This window comes from Sorangium sp. So ce131 (assembly GCF_051519095.1).
Taxonomy (GTDB): Bacteria; Myxococcota_A; Polyangia; order Polyangiales; family Polyangiaceae; genus Sorangium.
The window spans coordinates 2,937,642-2,949,577 of the sequence record NZ_CP150455.1 but is presented as its reverse complement, the minus strand read 5'-3'; the positions used below and the strand labels follow the sequence as shown (position 1 = coordinate 2,949,577).

The following is an 11,936-nucleotide window of genomic DNA, read 5'->3' as shown; positions in this document are numbered from 1 at the left end:
AGTGGCTCGGGGCGTAGCGCAGCCTGGTTAGCGCACTTGACTGGGGGTCAAGGGGTCGGTGGTTCGAATCCACTCGCCCCGACTGGTCCGGCGGAGAAGGTTCTCCGGCGGACCTTTCGGCTTTGTGGGGTCTGATCACGCGTCGCCGCGCGCCGACGGCGCGAGCGCCGGGCGACGACGGCGCAGATGCGCAGATCGGTCCGGGTGTCGCCGCGCTTCAGGCGCTCGTCGCGTCGCGCGTCACGCGGGCGGATCGACCGGCGTGACCGGCCGATCCGGCTCGCTGGCGAGCTCGTCCTCGATGGCGATCATCGCGGCCAGCACCACGTGATCGGTGAACGGGTAGCCGACCACCTGCACGCCGACGGGCAGCCCTTCGCTCATCGCGTCGACCTCCGCGGCGCGCCGCTCCAGGCGGTCGCGCGGCCGCGCGCGGCGCGCCTCCTCGGCGCGCACGCGGGTCACCGGCACGACGCCCGCCGGGAACTGGGCGAGGTTCCAGAGCATCGCCGCGCTGCCCGCGAGGGCGAAGTCGCGCGACGCGGCGTGCGGCAGCGCGGGCGTCGCGTACGGAGGGCAGAGCAGCACGTCGAGCGACGCGGCGCGCATGGCGGACGCGATCGCGGCGCGCGCGCTGCGGAGGGCGTGCGTGATGCCCCAGAGCTCGGCGACGGACTTCGGCCCGGTGACCTCGATCAGGCGCTGGAGCCTCCGCTCGCCCGCGAGCCCGGCGACGCGCGCGGCGGCGCGGCGCGCGATCGGCGGGAGCGTCGCCAGCGTGCGGAGCGACCGGAGCGCGACGTCGAGCTCCGCGCCGCCGCCGCTCCCCGTGATCGACAGCGCCGTCGCGCCGCCGTCCGCGGAGAGCGCCGCGAAGTACCCGTAGATCGCGTCGGGGATCCCGGGCGGCGTGAACGGCACGACCGTGGCGCCCCGCGCGCGCAGGGCCGACGCCGCCTTCACGACCGCGCGGGCCACGGCGGTGGACGAGGGGACGACGCCGTCGTCGCAGTAGAACCCCACGCGCAGCCGCGCCACCTCGACGCCCGCCGGCTCGGTGAGGGGGAACGGCGGCACGCGCACGTCGAGCTCGGCCATGGCCGCGGGATCGAGCTCGGCCATGACGAGCGCGAGGTCGCGGGCGCTCCTCGCCATCGGACCGACCTGCGCGCGGATCGCTTCCTGTCCGAGCAGCGCCGAGTTGCTCCCCTGGTTGGTCCACCGATCCAGCGTGGGCTTGAAGCCGGCGATGCCGCTGAAATGCGCGGGGATGCGGATGCTGCCGCCGATGTCCGTGCCGATCCCGAGCGGCGACATGCCCGCGGCGATCGCGGCGGCCTCGCCGCCGGACGAGCCGCCCGGGCTGTGCTCGAGGCTCCACGGGCTCGCCGTCTGGCCGAAGAGGGGGTTGCGCGCCTCGTGGTAGAGGAGCAGCTGCGACACGTTCGTGCGCCCCAGGATCACGGCGCCTGCGCGCCGGAGCAGCGCCGTCACGCCCGCGTCGCTGGCCGCCCGGTGGCCCCGGCGGGACGCGACCCCGAGCGTGGAGGCCATGCCGGCCATGTCGAGCGACTCCTTGACGGTGACCGGGAGACCGTGGAGCGGACCGCGGACCTCCCCGCGGCGGCGCTCGTCGTCGAGGCCGCGGGCGGTCGCGAGCGCCTCGTCGCGGAATACCTGGGTAAAGGCGCGGATCTTCGGGTCGAGCGCGTCGATGCGCGCGAGGTGCGCCCGCGCGGCCTCCTCGGCGCTGATCGCGCGCGCGGCCAGCAGCGAGGAGAGCACGGTCGCGGAGAGCCGGGTGGGATCGGTCGAGGCGCTCATGGATCCGACGAGTACCACAGGCCGCCGCGCCGGAAGCGTTGCTAGGCTGAGGCGCCCCGCGCCCGCGAGCGCCGAGGTCACACGCCATGCAGCCGCTCCCGATCGATCCGATCCTCCCCGACCTCTGCGCCGCCCTGCGCGCGCGCCCGAGCGTGGTGCTCGAGGCGCCGCCAGGGGCGGGCAAGACGACGCGCGTGCCGCGCGCGCTGCTCGACGCGGGGTTCGCCGAGCGCGGCGAGATCCTGGTGCTAGAGCCGCGGCGGCTCGCCGCGCGCCTGTCGGCGCGGCGCGTGGCCGAGGAGCTCGGCGAGCGCGTCGGCGAGACCGTGGGCTACACGATGCGCTTCGAGGAGGCCGCCGGCCCGGCGACGCGGATCCGCTTCGTGACCGAGGGCGTGCTCACGCGGCGGCTCCTCGTCGATCGCGAGCTCCGCGGCGTCAGCGCCGTCGTGCTCGACGAGTTCCACGAGCGGCACCTCGCCGGCGACGTCGCGCTCGCGCTGCTCCGCCGTCTCCAGCGCGGCGCGCGGCCCGATCTCCGGATCGTCGTGATGTCCGCGACGCTCGACGCCGGGCCGATCGCGGCGTTCCTCGGCGGGGCGGGCGCGCCGACCGCCCCCGCGCCGGGCGGCGGCGCGCCGGAGGCCGAGGCCGCTGCGGCGCCGATCGTGCGCGCCGAGGGGCGGATGTTCGACGTCGCGATCGAGCACCTGCCGAGCGCCCGGGTGAGCGCGCCGGCCCACGCCGGCGATCGCCGCGCGCCCGCGCACTGGGGCGACCGCACGCTCGAGAGCCTGGTCGCCTCGTCGGTGCGGCAGCTCCTCGACGAGGGCCTCGACGGCGACGTGCTCGTGTTCCTGCCGGGATCCGCGGAGATCAGGCGGTCAACGGACGCGTGCGCGGCCCTCGCGAAGAGCGCGGACCTCCTGCTCCTGCCCCTCCACGGATCGCTCTCGGCCGCGGAGCAGGATCGCGCGGTGCGCCCCGCGGACCGCCGCAAGATCATCCTCTCGACCAACGTCGCCGAGACCTCGGTGACCATCGACGGCGTCGTGGCGGTCGTCGACAGCGGGCTCGCGCGCGTGGCCGCGCACGCGCCCTGGTCGGGGCTGCCGACGCTCCGCGTCGCGCCGATCGCCCGCGCCTCCGCCGCGCAACGCGCGGGGCGCGCCGGCCGGACGCGGCCCGGCCGCTGCCTCCGGCTCTACACGCGCGGGGACCTCGCCGCGCGGCCGGAGCACGAGGCCCCCGAGATCCGGCGGCTCGATCTCGCGGAGACGGTGCTCGAGCTCTGCGCCGCGGGCGTCGCGGATCTCGAGGGGTTCGGGTGGATCGAGGCGCCGCCGCCCGCCGCGCTCGCCGCGGCCGAGGCGCTGCTCGTGCGGCTCGGCGCGCTCGACGAGGGGCGGCGCGTGACGAAGACGGGGCGGCGGATGCTGCGCTTCCCGGCGCACCCGCGGCAGGCGCGGATGATCGTGGAGGCCGAGCGGCGCGGGATCGCCGACGACGGGTGCACCCTCGCCGCGCTCGCCGCCGAGCGCGATCTCGGCGCGCCCGCGGGCCCCCGGGAGGCGCACGGCCGGCGGGGCGACGCGCGGCACAGCGCCGACCTGCTCGCCGCGCTCCAGACCTTCGAGGAGGCGGATCGCGCGCGCTTCGCGGCGGATCGGCTGCGGTGGCTGGGCGTCGACCCGGCGCGCGCGCTCTCCGTGGAGCGCACGCGCAAGCAGCTCGCGCGGCTCGCCGACCACCGGCTCGCGGCGCCGCCGGAGACGGCGGAGGCGCGCGAGGTCGCGCAGCGCATCGCGATCCTCACCGGGTACCCCGACCGCGTGGGGCGGCTCCGCCGCCCTGCGAACGCGTCGGGGCGGAGCGGGCGGGAGGTCGTGCTCGCCGCGGGCGGCACGGCCGCGCTCTCCGAGGCGAGCACGGTCGACGAGGTCGACCTCGTGGTCGCGGTCGACATCGAGGAGCGCAGCGAGGGGCGCGCGGCGCGCACGGTCGTCCGGTCGGCGAGCGCGATCGAGGCCGACTGGCTGCTCGATCTCTTCACCGATGCGATCCGAGACACGACGGAGGCGACGTGGAACGCCGCCGCGGAGCGCGTCGAGGTCGTGCGCCGCCTCTCGTACGACGCGCTCGTGCTGGACGAGGCGCGGCCGCCCCTCGACGCGGGCGGGCCGCTCTCCAGCGCGGCGGCGCGGGAGCTCGCCGCGCAGGCGAAGGCGAAGGGGTGGCGGGCGTTCGCGAAGGGCGACGCGCTCGATCGCTGGCTCGCGCGGGTCGCGTTCGTGCGCGCGCACTGCCCTGACGCCGAGCTGCCCGACGTGGGGGAGGACGCGGTGCTCGCCGCGCTCGAGGCGCTCTGCGAGGGGCGGAGGAGCTTCGCCGAGCTCCGCGACGCGGACCTGGCGGGCGCCGTGCAGGCCTCGCTGAGCCCCGCGAAGGCGCGGGCGCTCGCCGAGCTCGCCCCCGAGTCGATCGTGCTGCCCGGCGGCCGGCGGGCGCGCCTCGAGTACACGGCCGGCGCGCCGCCGTCGCTCGCGTCGCGCCTGCAGGACTTCTTCGGCATGGCGGAGGGGCCGCGGGTCGCCGGCGGGCGGGTGCCCGTGGTGCTGCACCTGTGCGCGCCGAACCAGCGCCCGGTGCAGGTCACGACCGACCTGTCGGGGTTCTGGGCGCGCCACTACCCCGCGCTCGCCAAGGAGCTCCGCCGCCGATACCCGAAGCACGCGTGGCCGGACGACCCCGCCCACGCCGCGCCGCCCGCGCGCCCGCCGCCCCGTAACGCGTGACGCCGCGCGCGCGGATCCATGTGCGCGCGCCCGGATCGGCGCGCGCGTGGATCAGCGCCCGTACGTCAGGGTCCGCGCCGTCTCCGCGGCGGAACGGAGGAGCATGCGCACGATGCCCTCGCCGAGGGGCACCGTGAACGCGACGTCGTTCTCGCGCTGCGCGACCTGCATCGGCGGGACCGAGCCGTAGCCGAAGCCCCACGACGAGAGCAGGGTCGCGATCTTGGCGATCCGCTCGAAGTCGCGGAGCGCGACGGCGCCGTTCGCCGCGCTCTGCGGATCCGTGTATGTGAGCGCGCCGGCGAAGTTCACGCCCGGCGCCTGGAAGTTGCCGATCACGCGCACGTAGCGGAGGCCCGAGAGGAACGGCACCTGTCCGGCCGCGGACGCGACGGCGGGCTGGCTCGAGAGGTCGCCGGCCATGGCGAACGAAGCGTTCTTAGTGCTGATGAGATCGATCATCCACGAGGGCACGGCGCGCTCCAGCTTGTCGGCGGAGCGGAGCCGGTCGAGGGCCCGACGGAGGCCGGTCTCGTTGCCGGTGAGGATCGTGTGGGGCGTGAGCACGACGAAGCCGACGTTGCCGGCCGTGAAGATGTCGGCGCCCGCGTAGGGCGTCTTCACGAGCGGCGCGCCCGAGGCGGTGGCGGTCCGCGCGTCGGCGGCGCGGCGGATCGCCTCGACGTCGAAGTTGCCCTGCACGACCGCGAAGAAGTCCGCGCCCTGCATCGCGTACACGCCGCCGTAGACCTTCACGACGTCGCGCGCCGGCACGAAGTTCGACTCGGGCCCCAGCGGGAGCAGGCCCGTGACGAGCTGGTTGACCTCGCCGCCCAGGTTCGACGCGAACAGCGCCGCCGCGTCGAGGTAGCCGAGCATCACCACCCCGCTCGGCAGCACGGCCAGGGGATCCCGGTCGACCGCCGTCGCGTCGATCTTCCCTCCGCCGACCAGCGCGAGGCTGTCGTCCGCGCCGCCGCAGCCGGCGAGCGGGGGCACGGCGAGCGCGGCGAGCGCGACCACGGCCGCCGCGCGGCGCAGCGCGGCGGCGCTCCGGGGGTGCTGCGGCGTGCGCATCGTCGTCCTCAGTCTCAAGCGCGCTCGTGCTGCGGGTCGGGGCGCTCCAGGGGGAAGGAGCCGATGATCTTCAGCATCTTGATCTCGCGCTTTACGCCCTCGAGCGCCGCGACGAGCGCGCGATCGGTCGTGTGGCCGCTGACCTCCACGTAGAACACGTAGTCCCAGCCCTCGCCGGGGATGGGGCGGGAGTGGACCCGTCGGAGGTTGCAGCTGCGCTCCTTGAAGTGCTGGAGGATGTCGTGGAGCGCGCCGGGCCGATCGTGGACGCTGAAGAGGAGCGCCGTGGCGTCGTGGCCCGAGCGCGGCGCGGGCAGGCGCGACAGGACCGCGTAGCGGATCCGGATCTCCCCCTCGTCGCCGACGTTCTCGCGGGCGACGCGGAGCTCCTCGGCGCCGCGGAAGCCGCGGGGAACGATGGCGGCGCTGCCGTCGCCCTCGGCCGCGAGATCCCAGGCGGCCTGCGGGCTGCGCACGTCGAGCACCAGCGCGCGCGGGTGCTGGATCTCGAGGTAACTCACGCACGCAACGTGATCTTGCGGCGAGGTGTAGACCCGCTCGACGTCCGCGACGTTGCCGGTCCGGTTCACGAGGTCGAGCGCCTGCACCAGCTGCCGCTCGCCGACCACCTTGAGATCGGCGCCGGCGATCGCCTGGATCGTCGGGAAGATCGGCCCCTCCTTGAGCGACTCGTACGGGACCACGGCGAAGTCCACGCGCGAGCGCGCCACCTCCTCGATGGCCGCGGACGGGCTCTCGACGCGGACGAACTCGCCGCCGACGCCGAAGTGATCGTGCGCCGCGGTCCAGCAGAAGTCGCCCTCGGCGCCCAGGAACGCGACCCGGGGCGCGACCTCGTAGGCGCGCGAGGCGGCGTCGATGGCGACGAAGATCGGTCGAACGGCGCGCTGCGGGAACGGCGGCGTCGCGGCGCGCTCGAGCGCTTGCATGTGGACCGCGTCGGCCGTCGGCGCGAACCGCGCCGTCCCCGTCCTCAGCTTGGCCAGATCATGCGCGATGCGGGCCCGGCGCTCGATGCTTCGCAGGAGTTCTTGATCCAGCTCCATGAGCTGCCGGCGGAGCTCCTCAAGTCGCTTTCTCTCATCCATCCCGGCCACCCTAGCACCGCCCCTGGCACAGGTGGACACGCAGCACGGCCGGCGCACGGGCAAGCCCGCCGCGACCGGGGCTCCGCGGCGCTGCGCCGCCGGACGCCCCCGTCGATGTGCGCGGATCGCGCCGGGCAGCGCCGAGCTCTCCCTCGGGCAAGCCGCCGGGCGGCGCGGGCTTCAGTCAGGCCGCCGCGGTCGCAGACGACGCGCCGCCGTCGCTCTTGGTGCTGCCCCCGGCCGGCGAGGAGCTACCCGAGCTGGTCGAGCCGCTGTCCGCCGAGCCCTTGCCCTCGGATCCGCCGCTGCCCGAGCCGCTGTCCGACTTCGCGGGCGGCTTGTTCGAGCCCGAGGCGTACAGGTCGGAGTACCAGCCACCGCCCTTCAGGATGAACCCCGTCCCGCGCGAGATCTGCCGCCGCGCCGTCGCGTTCCTGCACGACGGGCACTCCGAAAGCGGTGCCTCCTTGATGGACTGCTCGGCTTCCCATTCATGCGCGCAGGATGTGCAAGCGTACTCGTACGTGGGCATGGCGTTCTACTCCTCGAACAACGCGAGGGATATGGCCACGTTAGCCACCTGTCAAGGCGGCTGCCAGACGCGCACGATGTGTTCGCGACGTCGCCCCCGCAGCCCGCGACGTCGTCTTCGGTGGTGCAGACGACGCAAGACCCGGTCCGTAATGCTCGGACAAGACACCGGTTTCCTGTCTTGCCGCGCGGTGACAGCGCACGTAGACCCCGGGGGATACCAGGTGTGACGGTACGTGGCGTGCTGTGACGCTACGTTTAGTCCGTCTGGCCGGTCCGAGGACGTCATGCGCATTCGGAAGCTCGAGATCAGCGGGTTCAAGTCGTTCGTCGATCGGACGGTGGTCCATTTCGATACGGACGTGGTGGGCATCGTCGGGCCGAACGGCTGTGGCAAGTCGAACATCGTCGACGCGATCCGGTGGGCCATCGGCGAGCAGAGCGCGAAGCACCTGCGCGGTAAGTCGATGTCGGACGTCATCTTCAACGGCTCCGAGACCCGCGCCCAGCACGGGATGGCCGAGGTGACGCTCACCTTCGAGAACAGCGACCCGACGGCGGCGTCGCAGCTCCCGCTCGAGTACCGGGATTACGCCGAGATCGCGGTGACGCGCCGGCTCTTCCGCGACGGGACGAGCGAGTACCTCATCAACAAGACCCAGGTCCGGCTCAAGGACGTGACCGATCTCTTCCTCGGCACCGGCGTCGGCACGAAGGCCTACTCCATCGTCGAGCAGGGCAAGATCGGGCTCATCGTCTCGGCGCGCCCCGAGGACCGGAGGATGCTCATCGAGGAGGCCGCCGGCATCACGAAGTACAAGGCGAGGAAGAAGCAGGCCGAGCAGAAGATGGACCAGACGCGGCAGAACCTGCTCCGCGTGGGGGACATCGTCTCCGAGATCCAGCGCAACCTCGCGTCCCTGAAGCGCCAGGCGGCGAAGGCCGAGCGGTACGTGAGCTACCGCAAGGAGCTCGAGGACCTCGTGCTGCACGAGGCCTCGCACAAGCTCCTCGAGATCACGGTGCTCACGCAGCACGAGTCGATCGGGCGGGCCGAGCTCGCCGAGAGGGAGCAGGCGGCGCGGGCGGCGCTCGCGGCGCGCGAGGCCGAGATCGAGGTCACCCGGCTCGAGGCCCTCGCGTGCGAGGAGCGGGCCGAGAAGGCGCAGAACGAGGCGTTCGCGGCCGACAACCAGGTGCGCACCCACGAGGCCGAGATCGCGCGGGCGCGCGACCGGCTGCGGCACCTCGACGAGCGGCTCGTCACCGCGGCCAAGGAGCAGGGCGAGCTCGAGAAGACGGTCGAGGAGCTCACGACCGAGAAGGCGCAGCTCGAGGCGCAGCTCGCCGGCGTCGAGGAAGAGGAGGCGCGCGAGAGCGAGCTCGCCCTCGAGCAGCACGAGCGGCTCGAGGAGCTGCGGCACGGCGAGCGCACCGCCGAGCACGAGGTCGCCGCGCTGCGCCGGCGCGCCGCCGAGGCCACCGCGGCCGTCGCGGCCGCCGAGGCGTCGCTCGCCGGGTTCGACCGGCGCATGGCGGAGATGAGCCAGCGGCGGGCGAAGCACGAGGACGAGCTCGGGCGGCTGATGTACGAGGCGGAGGACCTCGACCGGCGGCGCTCGTCGCTGCAGCGGAACGTGGCGGAGCTCGCGGAGGGCAAGCGGCTCTCGGCGGAGGAGCGGTCGCGGCTCGACGTCGAGATGAAGGCGCTCCGGGAGCAGGCCGTCGCGAGCGACCGCGCCGTCGAGCACGCGAAGAACGAGCTCGGGCAGCGGCGCAACCGGCTCCGCGCCCTCGAGGAGCTGCACGCGCGGCTGGAGGGCGTCGGCGCCGGGGTGAAGAACCTCCTCAAGACGAAGGACCCGGCGCTGCTCGGGCTCGTCGCCGACCGGATCGAGGCGCCGGCGGAGCTGACCGCGGCGTTCGCGGGGCTGCTCGGCGACCGGCTGCAATGCGCGGTCGTGAGCGACGTCGAGCGCGGGATCGCGCTGCTCGCGGACCTGTCCAAGAACAACCGCGGGCGGGCGAGCGTGATCGCGGCGCGGCCGCCGTTCGTGGCCGGCGCGGCGCGGCGGCCGCCGCGCGGCGAGGGGGTGCTCGGGCCGCTCGTCGACCGGCTCGTGTTCGCGCCAGAGGACGAGGCGCTCGCGCGGGCGCTCGTCGGGGACGCGGTGGTCGTCGAGTCCGCGGCGGTCGCGGCGCGGCTCGCGGCGGAGGGCGCGGGCTGCGCCCTCGTGGCGCTCGACGGCACCGTCGTCCGCGAGGACGGCGTGGTGAGCGGCGGCTCGGGCGACGCGGTCGCGGCCGGCATGATCGAGCAGAAGCGCGAGATGCGCGCGCTGCACGAGTTCGTCGCGACGAAATCGGAGGAGGTGACCGCGCTGCTCGAGGCGCAGCAGAAGCTCCGCCTGCGGATCACCGAGGTCGGGACGGCGCTGGAGCGGGCGCGCAGCGAGGCGCACGAGGGCGAGCTCGCGCTCGTGACGGCCGAGAAGGACCTGCGCCGCGCGGAGGAGCAGCTCGCCGCGGCGCAGAAGCGCGAGGGCGTGGTGCGCGGCGAGCTCGAGGACCTCGCCGACAACCTCGACGCCGGCGGCAGCGAGCAGCAGGCCGCGCGGGACAAGCTCGAGGCCGGGCGCGCCGCGCGCGACGCGGCGTCGGCCGGCCTCGAGCACGCCGAGCAGGTCGCGGCGGAGTGGCGCGAGCGGGTGCTCGGGCAGCAGTCGGTGGTGACCGAGCGCAAGGTGAAGCTCGCGCGCGTGCGGGAGCGCGCCGCGGCGGCGCGGGGCACGGTCGAGCGGCTCACGCGGTCGTGCACCGAGCTCGGCGGGCGCATCGCCCGGCTCGACCAGGAGCGGACGGAGAGCGCGGCGGCCGCGGGGAAGGCGGCGGCGACGATCGTCCTCGGGCGCGAGGCGCTGGTGCGCGCCGTCGCCGAGGCGCACGCGGCGCAGGCCGCGCTGACCGAGGCGCGGCGCGCGCTCGACGAGGCGCGGCAGGCGCACGCGGCGCGCGAGGCCGACCTGCGCGGGCTGCGCCAGGAGCTCGCCGACGTCTCGGAGCGGCTCCGCAAGCACGAGCTCGCGCTGGAGCGACTCCGGGTCGAGCACGACCACCTCATCGAGGGGGTGCGCGAGCGCTTCCGGGGGCTGGAGCTCGCCCGCGTGGTCGGCGACTACCACAAGCGGCCGCCGGTCGACGCGTCGCACCGCGCGCGGATCCAGGAGCTCACCGAGCTGCTCGACCGCATGGGCCCGGTCAACCTCGACGCCGTGCGCGAGCACGCCGAGGCCGAGGAGCGGTACACGTACTACTCGGGCCAGAAGGCCGACCTCGAGAAGGCGCTCGACGACCTCGAGAAGGCGATCGCCCAGATGAACCGCGAGTCGAAGCGGCTCTTCAAGACGACGTACGACGGCATCAACGCGCGCTTCAAGACGCTGTTCCCCAAGATGTTCCGCGGCGGCCAGGCGGAGCTCAGGCTGACGAACCCCGACGACATGCTCGAGACGGGGATCGAGATCCTGGCGCAGCCGCCGGGCAAGAAGCTCGGGAACATCGAGCTCATGAGCGGCGGCGAGAAGGCGCTCACCGCCGTGTCGCTGATCTTCGCGATCTTCCAATTCAAGCCGTCGCCGTTCTGCATCCTCGACGAGGTCGACGCGCCGCTCGATGAGGCGAACGTGGCCCGCTACAACGAGGCCATCCGGAGCATGACGAGCCACTCGCAGTTCATCCTGATCACGCACATCAAGCGCACGATGCAGTCGGTCGACGTGCTCTACGGCGTCACGATGCAGGAGCCGGGCGTCTCGAAGCTCGTGAGCGTGCGGATCAACGAGACGGCGAAGCGCTCCGAGCGCGAGGCCGCGCCGGCGGCGGCGGTGGCGTGAGCGCCCGGGCGGCCACGGGGGCGGCGCCCGACCGGCTCCTGGCCCGCGAGGCCTCGGGGCTGCGGCACCTCCGCTGGGCCCGCGAGGTGCTGGCCACGCTCGAGGCGCACGTCGAGCACAACCCGGCGCTCGCCGACGCCGATCGCGAGGCGCTCCGCGCGGAGGCGCGCGCGCTCGCGGCGGCGGTGCAGGCGCTCAGCGGGGCCGTGAAGCCCTACCGGGACTTCCTCGAGCGGACGCGGGTACGCTACCGCGGGCGCGTGCGCGTGGCGGAGCACCTGGTCCTGACGTCCGGCGCGGAGGGGGCCGCGCGCGCCCACCTCGAGGCGGCCCTCTCGGAGCTCGCCGCGATGGAAGCGACCCAGCGCCGGCCGCTCAAGGAGGCGCTCTCGGCCGAGATCGACCGGCTGCGCGAGGTGATGGCGCACCTGGACGCGCGCGTCGCCGAGCGGCTCTCCGCGGCGTTCGTCGAGAGCCTGTACCCGCCGCTCACGGCGGGCGCGTCGCGGGTCGCCGACGACGGCGATCCGGACGACGACGCGACCGCGAGCCCTCGCTGAGCGACCGGCGCGGCGGCGAGCCCCGACGAGGGCGACCGGACCTGAAGAGGCCGGCGGCGCAGCGGCGCCCGCGGGGCAGGCCGGGCCAGAGGATCACCATGCCTGCACGCCGGGGAGGAGATGCGGTAAGAGGTCCGCGAACGACAC

The 11,936-nt window shown here is 74.7% G+C and carries 7 protein-coding genes and 1 tRNA gene; 4 read left to right on the top strand and 4 right to left on the bottom strand.

Going from position 1 to position 11,936, the window contains the following annotated elements; genetic code table 11:
* Positions 1-7: 7 nt before the first annotated feature.
* Positions 8-82 (top strand) — tRNA-Pro (locus tag WMF43_RS10930).
* Positions 83-240: 158 nt separating this feature from the next.
* On the opposite strand, the gene WMF43_RS10925 is transcribed toward WMF43_RS10930, so the two are convergent.
* Complete coding sequence (locus WMF43_RS10925; RefSeq protein ID WP_437679550.1) at positions 241-1,824, bottom strand: amidase; 1,584 nt, start codon at positions 1,822-1,824, stop codon at positions 241-243.
* A gap of 86 nt (positions 1,825-1,910) precedes the next feature.
* Here WMF43_RS10925 and hrpB point away from each other — a divergent pair, with 86 nt between their 5' ends.
* Entirely contained in the window at positions 1,911-4,619 is a 2,709-nt protein-coding gene (hrpB, locus tag WMF43_RS10920; protein WP_437679548.1) for an ATP-dependent helicase HrpB, read from the top strand.
* A 51-nt stretch (positions 4,620-4,670) separates the two neighbouring features.
* Here the strand turns inward: hrpB and WMF43_RS10915 are convergent, their stop codons facing one another.
* The 3 genes from WMF43_RS10915 to WMF43_RS10905 all read right to left on the bottom strand — a co-directional run bounded on the left by WMF43_RS10915 (position 4,671) and on the right by WMF43_RS10905 (position 7,337).
* Positions 4,671-5,714, bottom strand: a complete 1,044-nt coding sequence (locus WMF43_RS10915) for a hypothetical protein (protein WP_437679546.1) — start codon at positions 5,712-5,714, stop codon at positions 4,671-4,673.
* On the bottom strand, positions 5,711-6,805 hold the full coding sequence (locus WMF43_RS10910) for a bifunctional chorismate mutase/prephenate dehydratase (RefSeq protein ID WP_437679544.1): 1,095 nt from the start codon (positions 6,803-6,805) through the stop codon (positions 5,711-5,713). The genes WMF43_RS10915 and WMF43_RS10910 overlap by 4 nt, the downstream gene beginning before the upstream one ends.
* Before the next feature lie 184 nt (positions 6,806-6,989).
* Positions 6,990-7,337, bottom strand: coding sequence for an FmdB family zinc ribbon protein (locus WMF43_RS10905; RefSeq protein ID WP_437679542.1), 348 nt, complete (start codon positions 7,335-7,337; stop codon positions 6,990-6,992).
* A gap of 286 nt (positions 7,338-7,623) precedes the next feature.
* Between WMF43_RS10905 and smc the strand changes: the two genes are divergently transcribed.
* Positions 7,624-11,229 (top strand): chromosome segregation protein SMC, encoded by a 3,606-nt coding sequence (gene smc / locus WMF43_RS10900; RefSeq protein ID WP_437679540.1) that lies wholly within the window; start codon positions 7,624-7,626, stop codon positions 11,227-11,229.
* Positions 11,226-11,789: a hypothetical protein gene (locus WMF43_RS10895; protein WP_437679539.1), complete on the top strand. Its 564-nt coding sequence runs from the start codon at positions 11,226-11,228 to the stop codon at positions 11,787-11,789. Before smc ends, WMF43_RS10895 begins: the two co-directional genes overlap by 4 nt.
* Positions 11,790-11,936 lie beyond the last annotated feature (147 nt).

Bases quoted from the DNA above. Each gene is read 5' to 3' on its own strand.
- WMF43_RS10905 (WP_437679542.1), bottom strand. From the start codon at position 7,337: ATGCCCACGTACGAGTACGCTTGCACATCCTGCGCGCATGAATGGGAA.
- WMF43_RS10925 (WP_437679550.1), bottom strand. From the start codon at position 1,824: ATGAGCGCCTCGACCGATCCCACCCGGCTCTCCGCGACCGTGCTCTCC.
- hrpB (WP_437679548.1), top strand. From the start codon at position 1,911: ATGCAGCCGCTCCCGATCGATCCGATCCTCCCCGACCTCTGCGCCGCC.
- smc (WP_437679540.1), top strand. From the start codon at position 7,624: ATGCGCATTCGGAAGCTCGAGATCAGCGGGTTCAAGTCGTTCGTCGAT.
- WMF43_RS10910 (WP_437679544.1), bottom strand. From the start codon at position 6,805: ATGGATGAGAGAAAGCGACTTGAGGAGCTCCGCCGGCAGCTCATGGAG.